Origin of the sequence: Alicyclobacillus tolerans, assembly GCF_900142255.1 — a bacterium.
GTDB classification, from domain to species: domain Bacteria; phylum Bacillota; class Bacilli; order Alicyclobacillales; family Alicyclobacillaceae; genus Alicyclobacillus_I; species Alicyclobacillus_I tolerans.
The window spans coordinates 59,175-81,085 of record NZ_FRAF01000011.1; the positions used below are offsets into that span (position 1 = coordinate 59,175).

Genomic DNA, 21,911 nt, shown 5'->3' on the forward strand with positions numbered 1-21,911 from the left:
ACCGCTCTCATTTTTCGTACTCAGGTCATCTACATAGCCTCATCCAGGCGAACAAAACGATACCCAAGTCGCAGGCAAACCTCAATCAAATACGGCAGCGCGTCGACGGTCCCCGCCACATTGCCCGCGCTGTGGTGCAAGAGGATCGCGCCATTCTCTAAAGCCGGCACGACATTCGCCACAATCTGAGGCCCAGTTATCCCTAACCAGTCGAGCGAATCTACAGTCCATAGGACAACCTCGTAACCCGCGTCCGCGATGGCTCGCCCCTGCTCCGCTCCGAGTTCCCCGTATGGCGGACGAAACCAGCGCGGGCGCTCGCCTGTAGCCTCTTCAATTGTGTCCGTTGTATTCTCTACTTCTCGCAAAAGCTCGGAGACAGTGACGTCGGAAGCGTGCGGATGACTCCAGGTGTGGTTAGCAATTTGGTGTCCCGCTACGACAATTCGCTTGGCTACAGACCAGTTGGCAGCAACCTGAACACCCAGGCAAAAAAACGTTGCACTAATCCCATATCGTTGTAGGATGTCGAGCACGCTCGGTGTGAATTCGGTGTCCGGCCCATCATCGAAGGTAAGTGCCAGCACCCTCTCTGAAGTTGCTAGTGCCCTTATCCCTGGCGGAGTGTCTCTATGACTCTTGGCGTCATTGTGCATGCAATCCCCCTCCCGTTCCGTTCGTATCCGTACACATTCACGCTTTTGTTAGTTTGTTTGACATCAAAACAAATAAAAGTATAATTTAAAATGTGAGAAAAGGAAAAAGGACTGTATAATAAGTCATTATCAGTCAGCATCGAAATAAGTCATTGACATCGCGGGCAAACTTCACACTAAACACAATTCTATTACCAGATTGGAACATGTCATATGAGAACTGGCGATCAGACACTAATCAAAGAACTGAACAAGAATATCATTATGAACCTGATCCGTAATCAGAGTCCTATCTCCCGCGCACAAATTTCGGTAGAAAGCGGCCTGAACAAAGCGACGGTATCTTCCATCGTCGATGAATTTATCCAAGAGGGCCTCGTGATTGAACTCGGACCTGCCCGCTCGGCGATCGGACGCCGCCCCCGGATGCTTGGATTCAATGCAACCGCTGGCTACGCCATTGGTGTTGAACTTGGCATAGAGTATGTCCACGTGCTGACAGTGGACTTGGCGGGCCGCGTCGTCTCCAGCCACGAGTCGCCCCTACCCACCACCGACGTTCGAAGCGTCGTCGCGGAAATCGTAGCATGCATTAAGGAAGAAATTTCCAATATTCCCGATTCAGATCTTGGCATCATTGGCGTAGGTCTCGGTGTCCCCGGCTTGGTCGACTTCTCTTCGGGCAACGTTCTTTACTCGCCAAACCTTGGGTGGTCGGATGTTCCCTTACGGGCTTATCTGGAGGCGCACATCAACCTCCCGATTTTTATTGACAACGAAGCAAACACGGGTGCACTGGCAGAACAGTTGTTCGGGGTAGGCACAGCTGACGAAAACGCTGTGTATTTTAGTGTCGGGACCGGGATCGGCGTAGGCATCATTTTGAATCACGGACTGATCCGCGGCAGCGGTGGCACAGCTGGCGAGTTTGGGCACATGATTGTTGAAGCCCGAGGCCTGCGGTGTTCCTGTGGGAGTCGCGGCTGTTTGGAAATGTACGCATCGACGCGCGCGCTTGTCAGCAAATACGCGCAGCTCGCTGGAACCACCGTGTCTTTCGACGAAATCATGCGCAGACTTCGCGATGGCGAAAACAATGCGGTGCAAGCTGTCAACAGCATCGGGCACTATCTCGGTACGGGTATCAGTAACGTTATTAACGGTCTCAACCCCAGCCTCGTCGTCATTGGCAATCGCCTGAGCGAAGCCGGGGAATGTCTGCTGAATTCGGTCAAGGACGTGATCCATAGCTCAGCACTCGATGTGCCAGCGTCGCTCGCGCGCGTCGAACTTTCTTCGTTAGGGCGCAACGCGACGGCTACGGGTGCGGCCTCTCTGGCGCTGAACGACTACTTCCAAGGGCCATTCCCGTATGCACACACGGAACCTTCGCGGGTCGGGGGGCGGCAAGGTTAGGGACTAAGGGAAGGGTAGGCCAAACTTGCTGAAAAACCATGCTTGCTACGCCACTCGCCAAAGTGCCAAGTCTACCACGATGGCTTCGTTCCAGTATTTTTTTGAATATCCTATCCTCCCTTCCAACTTATAACCGCTTCACCAGCACAGATTCTACCAGATCGACGACCCACTGTGCAGAAGCTGACACCGATCCTTGCGCAGACTTCGCTTTCCCGCCGCCTTTACTGTCAAGCGCGGGCAGAACCTCCTTGACGAGTGTGTAGGCATCAACTACCGCGTCTTCCGACGCCTGGAAGACCAGGTGCGTCCGCCGTCCTCGCCCGCGAAGACGACGAAAATGCGGCTCTCCGCAGACGATCGACACACGGACGCCGCGCATGCGCTCCGTTGTCAACAACAAGCGGAATCCCCTCCTCCGACATACACTAACTAGTGGCCCTTGAAAAAATCTACATTTTTGCAGCGATCAGGTCGGCCCAATTAGGAAATATGTTATCGATCACGGTGCTTCAATGAGCCTGGAGTTATTACTTGGACACACCTCCCCCCTCCCAATCAAAATTCACTTTACCCCTACTCTAAGAGTTTCTTAAAACAAGAAGAAACACAGTGTATAAATGCTTCTTTTTGCATATTCATTCAAATTTATGTGATGGTCGATCTTGCGCTATTGCTCCCATTACTGCAGTAGCAAGTCTGAAAGCTGCTTTCATAGACTTACTATTTTATGTATGATGTATGAAAAGGAGTGAGAACCTTGTTCGTGGTCAACGTTGAAGCCGCCATATACAGAGATGACGTGTGGCTGGTAATACGAAGAAGCCTAAAGGAATCCCATGCAGCAGGCATGATTTCGTTAGTAGGCGGTAAAGTGGAACATGAAGGTAATCAGAGTGATATCTTGGAACGTACTCTTCGACGTGAAATTGCAGAAGAGGTTGGCATTGAAGTATCTGATGCCATTCATTATGTCCACAGCACATCGTTTGTGGCAGACGACGGTGACAACGTTATTGACGTGGTTTTTCTCTGCGAATACCTGAATGGCGAAGCGGTTTGTAAGAGTCCTGATGAAGTAGACGCTGTACTCTGGCTCCCCATTGAGCAAGTTCTCGGAGACGATGCAACTCCGCCGTGGACAAAGGAAAGTCTGAAACTTGCCCATGACATGAGAAAAAGACTTGGGAGCTAAATGACTTCTCTCCATACCCTTTGTACTGTAGCTTCATTCTCATCGACTGATACCAAAAAGACATCTGGATTGCTCAATCTAGCCCATTCATCGAACCCAAATCGTGCATCGAAATGTCTGAGCAACAAAATCATTAAATTTCCGTGGGTAACAACTGCGTTACATGTAGTTTCGGTTGAGACAAAATCATCTATGGCATGAACAACACGTTCCATGGCATGCTTGCTGGACTCTCCGCCGTCAAATGACAAATCGAAGTCATCGAACGTCTTCCGAAGACAGTCCAACCAGTTATCCATATTCGAACCACTCAAAACTCGTTCCGACAAACGATTATCGACCGTCAGTGGAATATTGTTCCCTTGAACAAACGGAGCGACACTTTGCTGAGCACGCAAATAAGGACTGCAAATGATTCGCTCAATTCCTATGTCTTTAAGGAAATTGGCAAGTAACTCCGCTTGTTCAAATCCTTTGGCAGTGAGAGGTGCATCCTCCGACTAACCTGTCGCTTCACAATGACGGATAACATAAATTTGCATCAACATTCCCCCAGTAAACTAAGTTCTTCTTCTGTAGTTCTTCTGCCCAAGTACGCAACAACTGCGCAGGGCTGACTGCTGCATATTGATACATCAACAGAGCCACAATGTTGTGGCTGACATGCCTCCGTTTGACAGCCGCGACTAGCAAATGGACTGGGCGAGGACCACTGATTTACTGACTGTATCCAACACAACCGATTGCACATTGTTCTTTGACACAAAAATCTCTTCGCCGTCATTCCCAATGCAATAGGCAATTGGAATTGAGACGTCACTATTTCGAAATGATCCATCTGCGTGACTGGCACCAATAATCATTGTTCTGTATTCAGCTGCGACTTTCCTTGCCTCGGAAATCCACTCTTCGAACTGTTCCTCACTGAACATCCCGACTCCGATTGGATGGGCAATCAGGTCAATGCCAACTAGGTCTTGTGATTTTAGACCTTGTACCATCAATTCATCACACAGAATATGACCGATTTTCAGCCCGTCCTCAACTGCAAATGCAGTGTCACTGTACTTGATTCTGTCGATGACGATTTCCCCTTGGCGGTTAATCATAATCACGCGGTCTTTCGGTTTTTCGTGTAATCTTCGATAACCACCAATGAGTACAACGCCATACTTCACGGCTAACGTGCATGCCTCTTTTACATTTTCGTTTAAGTATCCTTCTGGAAAGATGACTGCGTCGACGTGTGGATTACTCTGCAGTTCCCTCTCTAACTGCACTATCGCTTTTTCAAGTTTTGGTTGCACGATTAGTACCTTCATACGACAGCTCCAGTCAAATTTACTCATATGGTTGATATGGGACATTCCTGCCCTATAATGACATAACCAGGAAAGTTCCTTGGTTTATATTTATGCACAGACGGGAGCAAATCCTTGTTGAAGATCAGCCACCGTAAACTGAGAAAGGACGGGAATGTCATAACTCGGCAACAATAACTTCAAGAACGAATACTGTCCATTATTGCTTGAACATAAACGGCATCTGTGAGGCTCGGTAGGTTATCGACAGTTTCACCTGCAATGGATTTTGCCAGGTCACTATATAGGTGCCATTGTGCGTGAACGTAACCCTGAATGTCTTTTGGGAAGTCAGACACGTCCATAGTTTCTTCAACTGATACTGGAACGAAATCGGGTGCACAAGTCGTGGCTATTAGCAGTTGATGTCCGCTTATTCTCAGTGTTCCTTCCGTACCGAAAATCTCGATACGTGGTAGACATCCAATGCTCGCAACCGTACAACTGACGGAAAACGTGGTTCCATTTTCGAAAATACCGATGAATGAAAAACTGTCGTCTGCTGTCTTCCTTGTCGGCACTTGATTCATGGTTATTCCTTTGACTGTAGATACTTCTCCAAGCCAATGACACAAAGCATCAATGATGTGAGACCCTATTGCTCCTAACATTCCGCCTCCTTGCTCTGCTTCCGAGTCCCATCCAGGTTCGAATTCTTGAATCCGTCCCCATATCTGCCACGCCTCTGACCAACTGACGTGAAGAATCTTACCTAATGTACCTTCGTTCAAAACTCGTTTTATGGCTTTCCGTTCGGGCAAGTATCTCCATTCGAAATTCATAGCTGTTACACACTCTGATAATTTTGCGGCTTGTTCCATAGCCCTTGCTTCCACGAGATTCAATGCAGGCGGTTTTTCGCACAGAACGTGTACACCATAAGACAACGCTCCAAGGGTCATTAACTTGTGATCTGCTGGTCTGGTAGCAAAAACCACAAGGTCAATCGGAGCCTGTTCTAACATCTGTTTCCAATCATCATAGGCATGAGGTATTTGAAATGTGGATGCAACTGCTGAAGCCCGACCAGGACGCTGGCTTGCAATAGCCAAAAGGTCGTACGCTGGATGGCGTGCCAAGATTGGCGCATGTACCGTTGCTCCAAACCCAGTCCCTACGATTCCAACACGGATTGACAAACCAACCATTCCTTTCTTGTCGATTATGCTGTGATTTGTCGCAAACCGGCCAGATTGCGCAAGATTCAGAAAGTAAACGCCATCGTATAATCATACAACAGGTGGCACTCAGGGAATTAGAATTTTTGCCCCCTTATGCGACAGACGCAACCACCTTGAAACGAATTCCATTATACTGGCTTGCGGGACACCACTATCAGAAAATGAGGGTTTGTCATAAGTTAATTATATAACGCTGTTTTCTCCGGGATTTTTTTATAAACTCACTCACCGGTTTAGGCTCAATGATATGTACAAGAGTAAAATCCCCTGTCGTCACATTGATAATCTCAGACATAGGTCGTCGAAAGAAGGTTACTTCAACGGGACCAGATTCCTTCTTGTTCAACACTTCCTCCAATAATTCATGAACAAAGTAGTCAGGTCTGTCAAACAACTTAAAATCCATAAACGGATGATGCACGGAATACACAAACCGTCCCCCCGTCTTTATCACCCGGTGAAATTCTTGAAAAGTGGTTGTCCAATCATCGAAATAGTGAAGTGTCAACGAGCTCAATATGATGTCAAAGGTCTCATCTTCAAATAGAAGAACTTCACTCAGATCTTGTTCCAACACCGTGACCTGTGGACCAACTCTTATTCTAGTCGCCTCCACCATTTCCGGACTCAAATCTATAGATGTCACATTTGCACCGCGTTGCATGAATTGCTATGTATACCAGCCAGCGGCACATCCCGCATCAAGAACTTTTAACCCAGTCATATTGTGCGGCAATAATTTCATCATGGCTGGACGTTCGTAAAAAGCATTAAATCCACTTGTTGTATCGACATTCTTTTCATAATCTTGAGCAAGTTTTGAGTAGGCTACTCGCACTTTGTCTTTCAGATTTAGTACCTCCTATTTGGTACATGCTATCTTGCTACCGTTAGTCCGCAAGACTTGTCCTGTATAATCCCTCGTTGAGCCGGTTCCATTTTGTGATCGCGGATAAATTCATTGCCGAATTTATCGATCTGAAGTGTTGTGACACCTTAAGTTATAAACGTCTCTAGCACGCGGTGGTATTCGGCATCAACTTTGCCTGCGACGCGAATTGCATCAATTTCAAATTCGCTCTTGAGAGAAACCATAATCTATCCGCTATCTATAACAATAGTCTTGTTGCGCACTTCTGCCCAAGTGCGCAATAGTGCTGGCTCGTCACTTCCGCATATTCATGCACGACACGATGTCGGCACCCTGTTGTACCTGACCAACGTTCTACTGTATACACTGAGCCTCAACACATCCTTAGGAGTTCCACAATCGCCTGAATAATGACTTCAGGTCTGTCTTCATAAACAGAATGAGTTGAATTAATTGCTGTAATGAACTGGCTCTGTCCCGACAGTTTGCTCTGTTCAAGAATTAAATCATGCCACGTCTGTTCAAATAGCTCTGCTTCATCTTTCGGAATTCCATCATTCATTAATATCTGAATACAATATTTCGAATCCCTGGCAATCACTTTTAACGGAACGTCAGGGAATTGTCCCGATTCCTTTGTTTCCTTGGCACATTGATACCAAACTTCTACCTCTTGAAGCATCGTTTTATACAAGGTGGGATTGGTATAAAACCTTGAAATCCGTTCTCTTGTGTCTTTAGAAAGCTGAGACCGACTGTGATTCAATATATCGGAGTTACATTCAGAAATCTCTGTCGGAGTCATAGAAGCGTAACGTTTACATTCGGCTATCCAGTCAGCGTCTGACTGCTGTTCGTTTAGATTGGGTATTGGTAATAAGTTTAACCTGCTTAGATCAACGGAGGTTGAGTCGACAAGTGCAACGCCAGCAACACTATCGGGATATTCACGAGCAAAACGTTGCACACAAAGCCCCCCATAAGAATGACCTGCCAGGATTATTGGCGTATAAACCTGTAATGCACCCAACAACGACCGTAAATCCCGGACGGTCTGTAGGACCGATGCTCCAAATGGATTGGGTTCACTTTCACCACAGCCAGCTCGGTGAAAGCAAATCACTTTACACATATCAGAAAGTGCACGGATAACCTCGTTCCAGTCATCAATGGAAGAATTCATCCCCGGCAACACCACAACTGTCTTTTCGCCTGTTCCACGAATTTCAGTCTCAAGTTTTCTTTCCCCTATGCTTATGAGACGCCTCATTGGACCCTCCAGTTTGACCACTGTCGTTGTCTAATAACGATGCCCCAGCAAATCTAGTCTAAGGCAACATACTGAGGAAAGCAGGAAGCTCCTTCACGATGTAATCGACCGTGATTTTTGGGTAGTTGTCAGAATCCTGAGTTACAGTTGCTATAAACTCAACAGCCGTCCTAATTTTTGTTTTTGCTAAACGAATTTGAACTGCGAAATCCGACTCTGATGGCAATGTGTCCTCGTACCTGTCTCTGTAGAACCCTTTGTAAGTCTGAGCAAGTTGAGTTTCCAAAGATAGGTCTCCGGTTCTCATGTTTGGCATCGTGATTGCCAAGTCAATTGCTGGATTCCCTTCGCAAAATTTTTCCCAATCAAGCATCACAAGTTCTCCGCTGGAATGCAAGCGACAGTTCGTTGGGTTAGGGTCAACAGATAAACAGCAATGTGGCACAAAGAGGGTTTGAGATAGGTGTTGTGCATTTCTCAGCATGTGCTTGATTTCTTCGCTTTTGGAGCAGCCGTTATACCATATAAAAGCCTGCTCTGTCATTTTGTCATCTCATTTAGGACGATACCACGTGGCATCTTGGTCGAACGAGATATGCGTCAAACTGTAAGAATGTAGTTTGCACAACATGCTGATTTGCGTCGGGTTGTTCTTCCACTGTTCTTGAGGAAAGACTTCAGGCACATATTTGAGAGCGATCCAGTTGGTATGAACTGAATCAATCCCTGCTCAGTAATGTTGTGCAAGGTGGACGCCATGTTCAAAAAGGGAGGGTGAGTATAGTTCGTAAAATTACCGCTCTCTGTTACGAGTCGACGACTTGACCACGACGGCTTCGCTTGTATATTGGAGCCTGCTCGTAGAAGATTGCGATCCCGCGACGCCTCTCAGCGATTCGATGCCAACTAAGTGTCCAAACTTGGATTGCAAAAATTTCATCATGTCATTTGGGTAACCCCTTGGATGTTTCATCATTTTCCACCTGTTCGATTTCGTGATCATCCGAATATCGTTTTGCTCACCTAACCTGCCCGTTAACCGAAGAATTGAAACGTCTGAAACCGGATATTTATGCGATGTTCAGTTTGTGAACTACAGTTCCTCAAAGCGAATGATACGTAGTCCCTGCATTTCAATATCTGGAATTCGTATGTCGTTCGTTAGAAAAGCAGAGACTTCCTCAATCAGACCAGTAGCTAATTGGATGGCATCAGGTGACTTTAGGGAAGGGTATTCCGCGCGCAATTCTGCGGAACGATAAGCTATCCTAGTGTCAACATCACGTACTGTGAGATGTGGAAACTGCATGACAGCTTGACGGTATAAATCTGCAAGATGTCGTTTCTTCTGACGAATTGGTTGAACCAATGTCTCCAGAAGCGTTAGTGAAGAGGTGACACCCGATATTTCTCCGGTTTCAATTGAAGAGAAGATTGGCGCAAGCTTTTCACTCCAAGGGGAGCCTCCAATATAATAGATGAAACAGTTTGTATCCAGTGCAATCCGCCTGATACCATGGAATGAAGGCTTAGTCCCATGCTTGATCCTCTTCCTTCACTGCGCTATCCGCCTCTTCCGCTGTCTTCCATATTTGACCACCAAGTGATTTCAGATATTCAGTGTAACTTGGAACTGCCCGAACGCGTACATCTCCTTCCTCTGTCGGTTCCCAGATTAGGACATCTCCTTCATGAAGATTCAGGCTCTTCCTAATTTGAAACGGGAGTACTGTCTGAAAATTTTTCCAATTCTGCTGTTTGCAAGCACAATGGCACATCCGAGCCACATTATCATTTCGCTTTTAATCTACATATCATTATGCTTTGTGCATGGAGGGATATTAACGGTATGAACAATGAATCGTATCATACTCGATGGAAGGTACACTCTCCGTTATTTGTCTGTCATTACACATTTTCAGGATTACACCGGTATTTCGACATGACGAAAGGTCGAGCCTTCTTCGGCTAAACTGCCCAAAAACGCAGTAAGCGCCGTGATACGAAAATGAATGTTCAAAAAATCATCCACAGGAGGTTTACTCAATATACTCCCGCTTTAGTGCCCATGCTCCCTCGTACGATGTTTATGTTCCGCTCGTAATTAAAGCACTCCTCGATACTGAAGACTTAGCCACTTTCCTTTTTGACGGAGCGCTATCAAGTACGGATACCGCCAGAACGAGCAGAGCGGAACACACATCCCCAATAACGATGTAGCTTCACACAAGCCTTGAACGGCATTCACTTTCTCTATGTCCGCAAAACCAATGACTGGGTGCATCGCATGGTCCAGAATCATGAGGTTAATGATGACAATGAACGCTACCATCAACAATAAGAATGGAGTAAGTACTTTCACGGATGACATTAAACGTGGCGATTTCTTGTGAAGTCGCCATCTTCCAGCGAAAGCTCCTGTTTCAATACTACAAACAGAATGCAACTTGTCTACATGCATAGTAACCAATATTTTCCGATAGCGTATCCTTTGAATAACGGGTATCCACACCAAAATGGCTAAACAAATCCATGGAACATCGAATCTAAACCAATTAGGTATCTGTTCCTTATATGACGGCAAATGGAACATTACAGTTAACGCTACTGACAAGCACCCGACCAATACAAGACAATAAATCACCAATTGCGATGTCTTTATATACGAATAAATACGAGCATTATCCAATTTCTGCATCACCTGAGTCCCTCCCAGTAGATATACTGCGTGAGTCAGTTGCTAACGAGCGTTACATACTATTCATGCTGCGTACTCCGGCCCATTACCTGAAAATCAGCGACTGCTCCCGCATTGTATATTGATGCACCAGGGGACGACCGTTTTTCTTCAGTTCTCGCCCCGATAACCCAATAACCAATGAACCTATGTCAACCTAGCTTCCAGAATTCCATTCTTCCGCTAATAAACCATAAACACTGGAATCAGCCAGTTCGTCGTTTAACTTAACATCTTGACGGAACGTTCCTTCATGCTTAAATCCCAGCCGCTCAGGTATGGCACGGCTCCTTACGTTTTCTTTGATTGCACGAATTTCGATTCGATTCAGCTTCAGTTCACGAAATGCATAATTAATCATGGCTTTACAACACTTCGTCATAACGCCTTTGCCTTCGTATTCCTTTGAAATCCAATATCCAATTGAAGCAGATCGGTTTGCCTGAGAAATACGCAACCCTATAGAACCAATCAACTGATTGTCGTACCAAATGCATGTAGGAATTTCGGTTCCAGCGGCAAAATTACTTAACGAGGCTTGTACAAATGACTTCGTATCCTCCAGAGTTTGGGTTCTTGCAAACATTAAGAATTGTCCAATGTGGTCGCGGTTTTCGACAATGACACTGTGCAATGCCTCTGCATGCCGCATCTCCGTGATCGCTAAATAAATGTGTTCATCGACTTGGTACTTGAACATTGAATCACCGCCAATCTGATATTCAAAAATACAGCACTCATAGATTTGTTTTGAATTGACACACTATTGGATGATCCTGTCCGTTAGCGACACTACGGAGTGCCCAACACAAACGAATTTTCATGCAAGAACAGTGTCAGGAATTCTGTTCAGTCCTTCCCCAATATCGCAGAGCAGTTATAGTCATTCTGGACGTTCTGAACGTTGTACTAGCCCCCACACATTTTCAAACGGGTCTTTGACCTGACATACCCAAACCCGATCTACTCCAAAGGTTGGACCACGCAACTTACTACATCCATGAGCTTCAAAATGAGCAATGGTCTTCAGTATGTCTGATACACGCCAGTATGTAACTTGTCCAGCTACACCCGAAGAGTTTTTTTCATCGCTTGGATGTAAACCGACAGTTACATTCGCCAATCGAAAAGCACAATACCCTTCGTGGTCAAAATACGGCTCGACTCCAAGCAACTCACCATACCACTGTTTAGCTACTTGAACATCAGGAACAAAGAAGAGCACCTCGTCGACTCCTAAAATACCGTCCATACAAGCCCTCCTCGTTTCTGCACTTTACTGCTTGTTTGTCCCATGAGAAAAGCGGTGAACCGCATCAGTATACGGCTAAAGAATCAGATTCAGTTACGTAAAGCCCGCTCGAAGGCTCAACAGCCAACGAGAAGGCAATCCATACCGAGCACAGCCGAAAAATCTACCAGAGCTTGCACCCTCACAAGTAGCTCTCTCCCTGTCTTGGACAAGGTATTTTTTAGCCGCGGCCAAGCTATGTTAAATTAATTAGCAGTGACGATTAGTTTTAACAAATATTCAACACGACTAACGACGTTCTTTGTCGTTATGATTTTAATAACTTTCATCGTACAACTTAAAGTGAGCGCCAAAAGGGTGGTGTGAATTGTCGTGAAAAAATTACCAGTGAAAAGTCCTGTATACATCATCATTATGACTGTATTATTCATTGCTTCAGCATATATCAATATAATTCAATATAAAGAAATTAGATTCTGGAATTGGAAATCAAGGTGTAGGAATAATCACTCAAACAGTTCCTGGACTCCGATATATGGGGATTAAAGGTTCATCCACTTTATCAGAAGATTTATTAATTGCTATAAATAATCCGCCTTATACAAAGGGCGAAATGTTTCTCTCTTATTTCTATAGAAATTTCAAAAGTATAAGTTTAGAACCTCCAAATCACATTAGCATTTCTGAATTTCAAAAGGCAATTAATAACACAATTGATAAAGCACCAAAAAATTGAGAGTTCATTCGATGTGACATTTCCAATGCTTATCCATTTGTCATTCGGTGCAATCGCCATGGAGATATAGGTAATGTTGAGACCTGCTTTTTGAGCGGCATTGTAAGATTGCCTTTTCTCGCTAAACGGAATAATTCGTCAATACTAAATTCTTTGTATTTCTAGCTTCGATATACTTGGTGTTAGGGAAGTTCACTTCAATGGCAATCGCATTGTTTGAATTTACATTAGGAATTGAATGACATAAAATTTTGCATTCTAAATTGCTCTAATATTCCCCTTTAATAATAAAAAATGTTCCACGAATAGTCCCAGCCAATTTAGACTTCTGTCTGGCAAACTTAAACTTTCCTTCCAACTCCTTCGGTACTTCCATCCCGTCAGAAAGCTTAAGACCAACCGCTCGCTTCTTCGGATCATCCACCGTATACATAACATTAACCTCAAGACCATCTTCATAAAAGACATAAGACCATCTGATATTTTCTACTTGAAAATGCGATGTTTCTAAAGGTTTGGCCGCAAACTCAAGATCGCGTTCTTCTTTCAAGATTCGATTTATATAATCAAGAGTATCCTGACTTTCATGAACTGGTACAACTGTAAATTTATGATTGTATTTATTCATAAAATAGCGAGCTTCATGAGCACGTAACCCTGCAAGTGCTTCTGCGACAGGTGAAGACTCTAAACCAACTGTAGACACATTTTCAAAATCAACAACATAGGACATTTCCATGGCTCCTTTTATTTAACTGTACCACAGCTTGCATATGAAGATATCACTTAAGACTTCAATTGATGATATTGTTCTACCAATCTTTCATGTTTTCCACAAGAATTCGTCCATCCCTACTTTGCGCCTCGCGGTCCTTGTTCATTTCCAATACCAGTTGGTTCGAGATGAGGGTTAACTTTTGGACGATCCCGTTTTTTTACAGATTTTCGAGTTGGAGATATTACTCGTTGTCTGACAACATTGAAGGGTCTAAAATCGTTTTGGCGATTTGCTCATCGAGTTCCTCGTAATCAAAATAGCCAATGGTTTCGTACAGTTCCTCTCGCGATTGCATCGAGGAGAGGAACGACTTCTGCGTACCTTCCTGGAAAATGGCCTCAAATACCCGCTCAATAGCTTTCGCAGCCACGCGCACGCTCGTCACTGGGTAAATCACCATGCGATATCCCCATGATTCGAATTGAGCCGCGCTGTAGTAGGGCGTCTTGCCAAATTCAGTCATATTTGCTAGCAATGGAACGGGAACACGTTCCGCAACATACCGAAATTCTTGCTCGCTCGTCAAGGCCTCGGGAAACACTGCATCCGCACCAGCCTCAATATACAGATTAACGCGATGAATCAAGGCATCTAGACCTTCCACACTTTTGGCGTCGGATCTCGCCACTACCACTAGACCCGGCGCTACCCTCTTCAACATTCGAATTTTTTCGACCATCTCTGAAGCTTCGACAAGCTTCTTGCCATTCAAATGTCCACATTTCTTTGGCATCAACTGATCTTCAATTTGGATCGCGGCCACACGAGCTTCTACCATTTCCTTGGCTGTTCGGGCGACATTCAGAACGCCGCCGTAGCCCATATCGATATCCACCAGTACCGGAAGACCTGAAGCACGGACGAGATCAGCCGCGCGTTCGGCCACTTCATTGGAGTAGACCAGCCCCAGGTCCGGCAAGCTACGGCTAGCAGTGTAAGCTGCGCCAGACAAGTACAACGCTTCAAAACCTGCACGCTTGGCCAGGCGCGCTGTTAACCCATCGTGGGCTCCTGGTATTTTAAGAATGTTCGATTGTTGAATACGCATCAAAAACTGCTTCGCCAGTTCCGCCTGACTTGGTTGTTCTTCCACCAGCCATGCCACGCGCATGTCCCCCTCTCCGATGACAAAAATCCCTGCGTTCAGTTTCAACATCTCAAAGTTTTAGGCTTGGGATGGGTCGCTTCTGTTTTTTTCTCTTCAATGAGCTTTTTTCGTTAAGTGAACGCTACTTACCCAAGAGAAAATTGTACAGATGTGAAAAAGCCATGAATATCTCGCAAAGTATGTCCTATGAAGTCGAATTAAGTCTACAAAACATGTTGACCGTCCGTCATTTTCCCTATAGAATTTGTTCTGCAAGCCTCGTATAACGCTAGTAATAAGGTCTGGCGGTTTCTACCAAGCAACCATAAATTGCTTGACTACGGGGAAAGTGGACGACATCTACTAAAAACAGTACAGACAGGTTTTTCATTCCTATTTCTATAGAAATCAGCCTGTCTGTTTGTTTTTCTTAGTTTTAGCCCGCTTTTTCTCCGCAGTCAGACAAGACTGGTTGGGAGAAAAGGCGGGCTATGCTTTTATGCCATCATACCATCTTTGCATAAAATTCTGGGGGGAAGAACTGTGAGTCAGCAGACAACCACGCTCGTCCATAGACAAGCGGCGGAAGACACAGCGTTTCGAGTTGAAACGCTCGGTACTGAAATTGTTCCTGCGAGTCAACGGCATGGAAAGCCTCGCGAACTGTTCTTTGTCTGGTTTGCAGCCGTATTGACTTATACGGGCGTAACCATTGGTCAATTGTTTACCAGTCTTGGTTTAAATGTCTGGGAAAGTTTTCTGGCTGCCATCATTTGTTCTATATCATTTGCTTTACTAGGTTACGCTTCTTGCGCTGGCCCAAAAGGTGGTACAGTGACCTTAACGCTCTCCAAAGCATCGTTTGGTGTTCTTGGCAATAAAGTTCCTGCCCTTTTCAGCTGGCTTTCTGCTGTGGGCTGGGAAGCTGTAACCATGGTTTTGACGGTTTATGCAATGTTAAGTCTCGCTGGATACATTGGACTTCCCTCCAGCGGTATTGGTCCAACAATTGTTGCCCTAATTCTAACCTTGATTCTCACTTACTCCGTGCCCGTGCTCGGTCATGCTACAGTGATTACCATGCAACGCATTCTTTCATATATCCTTGCCGCATGCACCATCATTCTTATTTTTGCCATTTTACCTAAAGTACACTGGGGATTCAGTGTTCCCGTTAAAGATATGGCTGCACATGGCTCATGGCCCACATTTCTGATGGCTCTCTCGATTGGTCTTATCAGTACTTTCTATGGATGGGTCAATTTCGCTGCCGACTATTCACGTTATCTTCCCGCCCAAACCTCGGCTGGTAAAATTGTTTCTGCCACGTTTTGGGGCGGCGGTATTGCTTCACTAATTATGATGGGGGTCGGCATTTTATTAGGTACTTTTGTCAATCCTCAAGCTTTTGCCAGCAACCCTGTAGGAGCGATTGCTCATGCTGTTCCCGCTTGGGCAGCTATTCCCTTTCTCATTGTTGTCGTGCTTGGCGATATTGCCGCTAATTACTTAAACGCCTACAGCTCTGGTATGAGTTTTCTTTCTCTCGGAGTTCCTATGAAAAGATACGGCGCAGTTTTGTTAGATGGCGCACTTTGTACATTGATTGCCATCTATCCACTGTTCATCTCGCCACAATTCATGAATTTCTTTTCCAATTTCTTGTCACTCAACATTATCGTCATTGGTCCCTGGGCAACCATCTTCCTGCTCCATCATTTCTTGATTCGCGGACGTTACTCCGAAAACGGACTCGCTTCCAATCAACCGCATTCCGACTATTGGTATCAGGGAGGAATTCACTGGGAGGCCATTGTCTCGTTTATCATTGGTATTGTTGCGACGATTCTCTGCGTCAACAGCCAACTTTATGTCAGCCCACTCAGCAATCAACTGTTTGGTGGAGCAGACTTGAGCGCTTACGCAGCTCCGATTGTGACAGGTATGGTTTACTATTTACTCGCTTCCCGTAAAATACGTAAGCAAGCAAATCTCTTGAAATCAGCCGCTTAAACGACTTTCTCATCAAAATATACCCATACAAGCAGGTTGAAACTTTGTTATACTGACAAGGATGTCCACACAACTGGGCATCCTTTCTCTATTATCGAGCAGAGAGCGTGATATTCATTCATCGTCAAATCAACATCAAATTACATGAATTGGAGATTTCTTGCTTGTGGATGACCAAAGCCAATGCCAAACGTATCACCTTGCGATTCCATACAGATGGTCAATTACTCGCAATTTCTCACCCGTCTGTATCTCAATCGGTTGTGGAAGAAGTTATCCGTAAACAAGCCAATTGGATTCAGAAAACCCGCTCTCATCTGCTTTCTGAACGAGATCGGACTTATTATCGACTGCAAAGCGGTGAACAAATCCAAGTTTGTGGTAAAAATTATAAATTTATAGTACAACCGAGCCATCAGGACGATCCGCTCCGACTCAAGGTAGATAAAGATGAACATCTGACATTTTTTATCCCTGAACATACACAACCTGAAGAATTAGCGGAAAGCGCCCGCCAATTGCTGATTCAATGGCTTCGCAAAAAGGGAAGTTCATGGTCAACAATGCGTGCTGAGATTTGGGAGTCTCGAATGAATGTTAAGTCTACGCAGATTCGAGTGAAAGAGCAGAAAACAAGATGGGGTAGCTGTTCTAGTCAAGGAAATATCAATCTCAATTGGAGAATATTTCTTGCCCCTCTAGATGTCATTGATTATGTCCTTGTTCATGAACTGGCGCATTTATTGGAAATGAATCATTCGGACGCTTTTTGGCGCATTGTAAAATCCCATCTGCCTCACTATCAGGAATGTATCCAATGGTTAAATCATCATGGTCGTAGTCTTGATGTGCAATTGATAGTGAAATCATGACATTTTCTGATTATTGAACGATTGAGGAAAAGGAGCTTTGGCAACGTGCGTATACGCCGTCAATACCGCTTACCCCTATATCAGCAGAGAGCAGGAAATTATTTATGGAACTCGGCAGAGTCTTTGTTGAACGATACTGATTTTTGGTTACCTGAGAAGCAGGTTTGTATGGAAGTTGGATGCGGCCGTGGCGCTTTTCTTTGCCAACTCGCCAGTCAATTCCCAGATATTCATTTTTTAGGTGTTGACATTGAACCGTATCTCACCGCATTCACCGCAACCCGAGCCCGTGAAGCGGGACTTAAAAATATACGTACACTGTCAGCTGATATATCTACTTTAATGGAACATCTTCCAAGACACCGACTAACGCGAATTTATTTGAATTTCTCTGATCCCTGGCCACACCGCAGACATGAGAAACGCCGATTGACACATCCGCGTTTTATCCAACTTTATGAACGTTGGCTGAATAAGGATGGTGCTCTGGAACAAAAGACGGATAATGGTCCATTTTTTGCATGGTCGATTCAACAGTTTCAAAAGGTTGGCTGGAGCGTTTGCGAGATAGAACACCATGTGGGTGAAAATGGATTGTCCACAGAAACATGCTCTTATAGTGGGAAATATATACAGACTGACTTTGAAGCACGCTTTCGTCAGGAAGGTTTGACCATTCATTATTTATTGGCGATCCCTCCCAAAACTTTATGAATTTATGAATTATCTGGGATTTAAGGATTTTAAACAAAGAAAGGATATGTGTATGTTATCGTTTATGAAAACTGCTCTATTTCAAAATATACCTAATTTAGATGAGGGGTTTTTTGCAACTCATCTGTTTCCTATGCAAATCGACAAACAAGAAATCCTTTTTCTTCAGGGTGATGAAGGCCATCATCTCTACGTATTGGAAAGTGGATCACTCGAAATATACGTTGAACATGAGCAACGGCGTTTGGTTTTAGGCCACCAATTTGCAGGAGAAGTGGTTGGTGAATTGGAACTCGTACACCCTGACCACCATCGCACAGCATCTGTACGCGCACTGGAGCCTTGCTTTTTATGGCGAATCAGCCGCGAAAGTTTTTTAACGATTGTGCACGCTTATCCAGAGATACTTTTGCGAATTGCCCGAATGCTTGCCGAACGTTTACAACAGGCCGATCGTAAACTGAGTTACTTTGCCTTCTTGGATGCCCGTTTGCGAATTGCCAATCTTTTGCTGGACATGGAAAAGAATTTTGGCGTTAAAAATTCTGCGGACGGAAGTACGCATATTGCTTGGCGAACCTCACAACAACGAATGGCAGAAATGATTGGCTTAAACCGTGAATCTGTTTCTCGCACGCTGACAGAATTCGTTCGTCTAGGTTGGATTAAATTGGATGGCAGGACTGTGATCATCCAGAACCAAGAGGAGTTGGAACGTCTCGTGAGCCAATCTATGCTCATCGCTAAAGGACGGCTTTGGCACACGGATATGGCACAGTTAATGTTCACAGACGACAAAGAGAACGACAGACTAGAATGAACTCTACTTAGCGATAGTTGCTCTCTTTTCTGATGAATGGCCTTCATTTATTTCGTTATTGACGGGTTTTGTAAAAAAGAAGGTGAATCCTCCCACAAGTACGCCAATAGCAAATATTGCACCTTTGCGGGGAAGAAATCCGTTACCGCCAGATGATTTCATAGTTTAACGTCTCCCACCGTTTTGATTCAGATAATACTTCAGCAAAATATCCTGATAATCATGAAAAAATTCTTGAGTCTCAGGCAAATAAACACCCATGCGAATTCCTCCGAACAATGGACCACTGACAACCACTGAAAATCTCCCGGACGTTATATAAGTGCCGATGACCTGCAATTCATCTAAAATCAGTAAAAAAGCTGTAATGACATTCATGCCATACATCCATTGATTAGCTTCTTCTGTTACACCAAACATTTGATACCCTGTAACAGGTCCAGATAAAGACAGAGAAAAGGCGCCTGAAGACAAAAAGACCCCAGATATTTTCAATTGTTCTGTAAGCAAAAAAGCTGCTGTTAATAGTCCTAATCCACGATAAAGCGCTTCGATTGCGGCTGTCCCTTGCCCCCCACTCCCACTTTTCATACTCTCCACCATCCCAGCTATTCGCATTACCTTATGTCATCAGCATAAGTTACGGCACAGCAGCAGCCAAGATGTTTACCATTAAAATGAAAGGAATTTTTTTATAGAAAATGAATGAAAAAAGCCCTTCTCGCAAATCATTGGCGAAAAGGGCAAACTTGCTTACTTTTTGTCTTTCAGAAAATCCCTTGAGTAAGTGATAGAATCCTTTTAGGACTTATGCTTATGGACCCGCTGGGCCATTTGGAGCACCAGGTCCCGGAGGAGGCGTTGGTGCTGCCGGTCCAGTTGCAGCTGGCCCTTCAGATTCCGAAGCAAACGACTGCGCCAAATCTGCTACATTCGGGTAACCAAGACCTGTTGCCGGATTCCATACAGTCCCCGCCGTCCCCGTGTAGTAAAGATTGTCATTGCTCGTACCTGTCGCATTCATGGGAGTGAATGGAGAATTTGGCTGTTGAGCAAATTGATAGACTTGCGGATTCCAAAATCCTACTCGTCCACCCACTTTCGCATCAATGAGAGAAGCGATGCCGTTTAACTGTGGAGCCACAAAGCTGGTTCCACCCCAGCCACTTCCCCACTCCTGACCAGCGCCAAATGTGGTACTGTAAATGTTATAGCCTGTGAACGGATCGGCATTCATGGCAATATCCGGCATAGCCCGCCCACCATTAGAACGTCCAGAAATGACAGATGGATTCGGATTAAAGCTCCATGAAGTATCTTTATCAATAGGAGTTAAATAAGGTACTGCATGATACTGTGATACTCCTGGCACGCCGTTTTGATACCAAGGTTGGGAGAAGATAACGCTATATCCTCCACCGCCGCCAGCAATGAAGTTGGGCGCAAAGCTCGCTTCACTGCTAGCTCCAAAGATGCTGTAGTATGGCCAGAGATAATCCCAGCCCCAAGCCCGCTGTGTAGTGACCACCGAGTCAGGTATGCCTAGAGAACTGCCAAAGTTGTTAGGAATATCAGACCAAGGCAATGTAGTTCCACCAGCAGCCGTCACATATGGACTGTCTGCCGGATCATCCACTGCCAGATTGGTTGTCGTCCCATAACCTGTGTCGTTAATGGCATCATAGGCACCTTGATCTCCGGCTGCAATAAACGTGCTGATACCTTGTGCAGCCGCTTCCATAAACACTTCATTGAAAGACTGAGCATAGCCTGGAGATTCTTCGCCTTGCTGAATCAAATAGTTAATAATGGTTTCGCTCTCACCCCAGCTAGCAGACAGAGAGTCGACTTGGTTGCTCGAAATCGCATTGAAAAATGCATCTACAAATCCATAATCCGTATTCGGCGCTTCATAGACATCAATATTGGCTTGTGGAGCAATAGCACCTGACTGTTCAATGTCTAATGCCGTTTCGCTCGATCCAGCAGCTTCTGAAGGAGCGCCTGAACCACCATCAACATTGATATAATTTATGCGATTAGGTTTGACGGAAATGCCATACCCCTGCCAGAACTTGTATGGATCATCCGGATAAACACTGGCCAAGGTGACAATACCTATGGTCTCGCCCTGACCCTCATCTCCTTGCGACTGCAACGGCGTAATATTGTATAGTTTCTCCATCTGTTGTGGTGTCACAACACCCGTAGGTGGTGTATTAGAAGAAGAACCACGGTTGGGAAGTTTACTTAAAACAGACTGTGGTACGCGTACAGCATTGGATACAAAAGGGCTATAGTTGGTCAACCCAAGTACGGCTAAAATAGGTGAACCCACATTGGCGGGTACTTTCGGAGGACCGGGAACACCGTGAAAGTTTTGCCCTTGGAGTCCCATATTCTCTAAATTGACGCTGAATGCTTGGTCAAACTCACCTGCTGTTCCGTTTAATGTAATATCAAGATTATTAGGATAAACATAGGCGGTAATGCCAAATGATTGAAAATAGTTTACTATAGCTTGAATAACGGACTGAGGTTGCCCAAATTGTTGAGCAAACTGAGCGGTACTCATAAACTGGTGGAACTGGGGATTACCCGGAGTTGTACTATTCTGAATAAACTGTTGCAACGCTGCGGTATTTTGGGTCTTTAAAATAATGGATACGGTGACTGGAGTATTCGCTGGAGTATTGCCGAACACGGTGGCATGCGGTACCACGGCTGGACCTATGCCCTGTTGTAAGGTTACCGTCTGTTGCGGTGGTGCAGACATACCCTGCAAGCCAATCATCGATGTGGCTAGCGTGGCCAGCAATGCACCAGCGTACTTTTTTTTCCCCATTCAATGTTCCCCCTACAGGCTGAAATCAAAACCTCGAAATCAAGTCTACTGAATATTTGATATAGACGCAATAGAATTTTTTGTCTAAATTTATCGACTTAATAATG

23 protein-coding genes, 2 pseudogenes and 1 riboswitch are annotated in these 21,911 nt (G+C 45.0%); of the genes and pseudogenes, 7 read left to right on the plus strand and 18 right to left on the minus strand.

Annotated elements, in window-relative coordinates; all coding sequences use genetic code 11:
* Positions 1-29: 29 nt before the first annotated feature.
* On the minus strand, positions 30-656 hold the full coding sequence (locus BUA75_RS07610) for a polysaccharide deacetylase family protein (RefSeq protein ID WP_083574183.1): 627 nt from the start codon (positions 654-656) through the stop codon (positions 30-32).
* A gap of 213 nt (positions 657-869) precedes the next feature.
* Between BUA75_RS07610 and BUA75_RS07615 the strand changes: the two genes are divergently transcribed.
* A complete protein-coding gene (locus BUA75_RS07615) occupies positions 870-2,072 on the plus strand; it encodes an ROK family transcriptional regulator (protein ID WP_072874009.1) in 1,203 nt (400 codons plus the stop codon).
* 127 nt (positions 2,073-2,199) lie between these two features.
* Here the strand turns inward: BUA75_RS07615 and BUA75_RS07620 are convergent, their stop codons facing one another.
* On the minus strand, positions 2,200-2,475 hold the full coding sequence (locus tag BUA75_RS07620) for a hypothetical protein (protein ID WP_072874010.1): 276 nt from the start codon (positions 2,473-2,475) through the stop codon (positions 2,200-2,202).
* Between the two features lie 357 nt (positions 2,476-2,832).
* Between BUA75_RS07620 and BUA75_RS07625 the strand changes: the two genes are divergently transcribed.
* Positions 2,833-3,267 carry an NUDIX domain-containing protein gene (locus BUA75_RS07625; RefSeq protein ID WP_072874011.1) on the plus strand — a complete coding sequence of 145 codons (435 nt, stop codon included), beginning with the start codon at positions 2,833-2,835 and terminating at the stop codon, positions 3,265-3,267.
* Here BUA75_RS07625 and BUA75_RS07630 read toward each other — a convergent pair.
* The 11 genes and pseudogenes from BUA75_RS07630 to BUA75_RS07680 all read right to left on the minus strand — a co-directional run.
* A pseudogene (locus BUA75_RS07630) lies at positions 3,264-3,752 on the minus strand (histidine phosphatase family protein); the annotation flags it as partial. The gene BUA75_RS07625 and the pseudogene BUA75_RS07630 overlap by 4 nt on opposite strands.
* Before the next feature lie 201 nt (positions 3,753-3,953).
* Entirely contained in the window at positions 3,954-4,616 is a 663-nt protein-coding gene (locus tag BUA75_RS07635; protein WP_242650273.1) for a carbon-nitrogen hydrolase family protein, read from the minus strand.
* Between the two features lie 152 nt (positions 4,617-4,768).
* Complete coding sequence (locus BUA75_RS07640; protein ID WP_072874013.1) at positions 4,769-5,767, minus strand: Gfo/Idh/MocA family protein; 999 nt, start codon at positions 5,765-5,767, stop codon at positions 4,769-4,771.
* A gap of 170 nt (positions 5,768-5,937) precedes the next feature.
* Positions 5,938-6,659, minus strand: a pseudogene (locus BUA75_RS07645) (class I SAM-dependent methyltransferase).
* A gap of 394 nt (positions 6,660-7,053) precedes the next feature.
* Complete coding sequence (locus BUA75_RS07650) at positions 7,054-7,950, minus strand: alpha/beta hydrolase (RefSeq protein ID WP_072874014.1); 897 nt, start codon at positions 7,948-7,950, stop codon at positions 7,054-7,056.
* A 58-nt stretch (positions 7,951-8,008) separates the two neighbouring features.
* Positions 8,009-8,494 (minus strand): hypothetical protein, encoded by a 486-nt coding sequence (locus tag BUA75_RS15615; RefSeq protein WP_129583559.1) that lies wholly within the window; start codon positions 8,492-8,494, stop codon positions 8,009-8,011.
* A gap of 549 nt (positions 8,495-9,043) precedes the next feature.
* Positions 9,044-9,496 carry a type II toxin-antitoxin system VapC family toxin gene (locus BUA75_RS07660; RefSeq protein ID WP_072874016.1) on the minus strand — a complete coding sequence of 151 codons (453 nt, stop codon included), beginning with the start codon at positions 9,494-9,496 and terminating at the stop codon, positions 9,044-9,046.
* Between the two features lie 378 nt (positions 9,497-9,874).
* Positions 9,875-9,997, minus strand: a complete 123-nt coding sequence (locus BUA75_RS16385; RefSeq protein WP_255567393.1) for a hypothetical protein — start codon at positions 9,995-9,997, stop codon at positions 9,875-9,877.
* A gap of 57 nt (positions 9,998-10,054) precedes the next feature.
* On the minus strand, positions 10,055-10,648 hold the full coding sequence (locus BUA75_RS07670) for a hypothetical protein (protein ID WP_129583560.1): 594 nt from the start codon (positions 10,646-10,648) through the stop codon (positions 10,055-10,057).
* 196 nt (positions 10,649-10,844) lie between these two features.
* Positions 10,845-11,387 (minus strand): GNAT family N-acetyltransferase, encoded by a 543-nt coding sequence (locus BUA75_RS07675; RefSeq protein WP_072874019.1) that lies wholly within the window; start codon positions 11,385-11,387, stop codon positions 10,845-10,847.
* A 183-nt stretch (positions 11,388-11,570) separates the two neighbouring features.
* Positions 11,571-11,939: a VOC family protein gene (locus BUA75_RS07680; RefSeq protein WP_072874020.1), complete on the minus strand. Its 369-nt coding sequence runs from the start codon at positions 11,937-11,939 to the stop codon at positions 11,571-11,573.
* Between the two features lie 535 nt (positions 11,940-12,474).
* On the opposite strand from BUA75_RS07680, the gene BUA75_RS16090 reads away from it, so the two are divergent.
* Positions 12,475-12,675 carry a hypothetical protein gene (locus tag BUA75_RS16090; protein ID WP_207549730.1) on the plus strand — a complete coding sequence of 67 codons (201 nt, stop codon included), beginning with the start codon at positions 12,475-12,477 and terminating at the stop codon, positions 12,673-12,675.
* A 268-nt stretch (positions 12,676-12,943) separates the two neighbouring features.
* Here BUA75_RS16090 and BUA75_RS07685 read toward each other — a convergent pair whose 3' ends face one another.
* Both BUA75_RS07685 and prpB read right to left on the minus strand, forming a co-directional pair.
* Positions 12,944-13,408, minus strand: coding sequence for a DUF8821 family protein (locus BUA75_RS07685; RefSeq protein WP_072874021.1), 465 nt, complete (start codon positions 13,406-13,408; stop codon positions 12,944-12,946).
* A gap of 226 nt (positions 13,409-13,634) precedes the next feature.
* Positions 13,635-14,558, minus strand: coding sequence for a methylisocitrate lyase (gene prpB, locus BUA75_RS07690; RefSeq protein WP_072874022.1), 924 nt, complete (start codon positions 14,556-14,558; stop codon positions 13,635-13,637).
* 241 nt (positions 14,559-14,799) lie between these two features.
* A riboswitch (purine riboswitch) is annotated at positions 14,800-14,901 on the plus strand.
* 182 nt (positions 14,902-15,083) lie between these two features.
* Between prpB and BUA75_RS07695 the strand changes: the two genes are divergently transcribed.
* The 4 genes from BUA75_RS07695 to BUA75_RS07710 all read left to right on the plus strand — a co-directional run bounded on the left by BUA75_RS07695 (position 15,084) and on the right by BUA75_RS07710 (position 18,959).
* Positions 15,084-16,553, plus strand: coding sequence for a purine-cytosine permease family protein (locus tag BUA75_RS07695; protein WP_072874023.1), 1,470 nt, complete (start codon positions 15,084-15,086; stop codon positions 16,551-16,553).
* A 170-nt stretch (positions 16,554-16,723) separates the two neighbouring features.
* The gene (locus tag BUA75_RS07700; protein ID WP_238413708.1) at positions 16,724-17,425 is read left to right on the plus strand and encodes a M48 family metallopeptidase; all 702 of its coding nucleotides are present in this window, start codon (positions 16,724-16,726) and stop codon (positions 17,423-17,425) included.
* A 45-nt stretch (positions 17,426-17,470) separates the two neighbouring features.
* Positions 17,471-18,139, plus strand: a complete 669-nt coding sequence (gene trmB / locus BUA75_RS07705) for a tRNA (guanosine(46)-N7)-methyltransferase TrmB (RefSeq protein WP_072874025.1) — start codon at positions 17,471-17,473, stop codon at positions 18,137-18,139.
* Positions 18,140-18,203: 64 nt separating this feature from the next.
* The gene (locus tag BUA75_RS07710) at positions 18,204-18,959 is read left to right on the plus strand and encodes a Crp/Fnr family transcriptional regulator (protein WP_203114937.1); all 756 of its coding nucleotides are present in this window, start codon (positions 18,204-18,206) and stop codon (positions 18,957-18,959) included.
* 3 nt (positions 18,960-18,962) lie between these two features.
* Here the strand turns inward: BUA75_RS07710 and BUA75_RS15870 are convergent, their stop codons facing one another.
* The 3 genes from BUA75_RS15870 to BUA75_RS07720 all read right to left on the minus strand — a co-directional run bounded on the left by BUA75_RS15870 (position 18,963) and on the right by BUA75_RS07720 (position 21,804).
* Positions 18,963-19,121: a hypothetical protein gene (locus BUA75_RS15870; protein WP_165611975.1), complete on the minus strand. Its 159-nt coding sequence runs from the start codon at positions 19,119-19,121 to the stop codon at positions 18,963-18,965.
* Positions 19,122-19,124: 3 nt separating this feature from the next.
* Complete coding sequence (locus BUA75_RS07715) at positions 19,125-19,550, minus strand: hypothetical protein (RefSeq protein WP_072874027.1); 426 nt, start codon at positions 19,548-19,550, stop codon at positions 19,125-19,127.
* A 223-nt stretch (positions 19,551-19,773) separates the two neighbouring features.
* Positions 19,774-21,804 carry a S53 family peptidase gene (locus BUA75_RS07720; RefSeq protein WP_072874028.1) on the minus strand — a complete coding sequence of 677 codons (2,031 nt, stop codon included), beginning with the start codon at positions 21,802-21,804 and terminating at the stop codon, positions 19,774-19,776.
* Positions 21,805-21,911: the final 107 nt, after the last annotated feature.

Excerpts from the sequence above, each read along its gene's own strand:
- BUA75_RS07610 (WP_083574183.1), bottom strand. The coding sequence starts at position 656 with ATGCACAATGACGCCAAGAGTCATAGAGACACTCCGCCAGGGATAAGG.
- BUA75_RS07615 (WP_072874009.1), top strand. The coding sequence starts at position 870 with ATGAGAACTGGCGATCAGACACTAATCAAAGAACTGAACAAGAATATC.
- BUA75_RS07635 (WP_242650273.1), bottom strand. The coding sequence starts at position 4,616 with ATGAGTAAATTTGACTGGAGCTGTCGTATGAAGGTACTAATCGTGCAA.
- BUA75_RS07650 (WP_072874014.1), bottom strand. The coding sequence starts at position 7,950 with ATGAGGCGTCTCATAAGCATAGGGGAAAGAAAACTTGAGACTGAAATT.
- BUA75_RS15615 (WP_129583559.1), bottom strand. The coding sequence starts at position 8,494 with ATGACAGAGCAGGCTTTTATATGGTATAACGGCTGCTCCAAAAGCGAA.
- BUA75_RS07670 (WP_129583560.1), bottom strand. The coding sequence starts at position 10,648 with ATGCAGAAATTGGATAATGCTCGTATTTATTCGTATATAAAGACATCG.
- BUA75_RS07675 (WP_072874019.1), bottom strand. The coding sequence starts at position 11,387 with ATGTTCAAGTACCAAGTCGATGAACACATTTATTTAGCGATCACGGAG.
- BUA75_RS07680 (WP_072874020.1), bottom strand. The coding sequence starts at position 11,939 with ATGGACGGTATTTTAGGAGTCGACGAGGTGCTCTTCTTTGTTCCTGAT.
- BUA75_RS16090 (WP_207549730.1), top strand. The coding sequence starts at position 12,475 with ATGGGGATTAAAGGTTCATCCACTTTATCAGAAGATTTATTAATTGCT.
- BUA75_RS07685 (WP_072874021.1), bottom strand. The coding sequence starts at position 13,408 with ATGTCCTATGTTGTTGATTTTGAAAATGTGTCTACAGTTGGTTTAGAG.
- BUA75_RS07700 (WP_238413708.1), top strand. The coding sequence starts at position 16,724 with ATGACCAAAGCCAATGCCAAACGTATCACCTTGCGATTCCATACAGAT.
- BUA75_RS07710 (WP_203114937.1), top strand. The coding sequence starts at position 18,204 with ATGAAAACTGCTCTATTTCAAAATATACCTAATTTAGATGAGGGGTTT.
- BUA75_RS15870 (WP_165611975.1), bottom strand. The coding sequence starts at position 19,121 with ATGAAATCATCTGGCGGTAACGGATTTCTTCCCCGCAAAGGTGCAATA.
- BUA75_RS07715 (WP_072874027.1), bottom strand. The coding sequence starts at position 19,550 with ATGAAAAGTGGGAGTGGGGGGCAAGGGACAGCCGCAATCGAAGCGCTT.
- BUA75_RS07720 (WP_072874028.1), bottom strand. The coding sequence starts at position 21,804 with ATGGGGAAAAAAAAGTACGCTGGTGCATTGCTGGCCACGCTAGCCACA.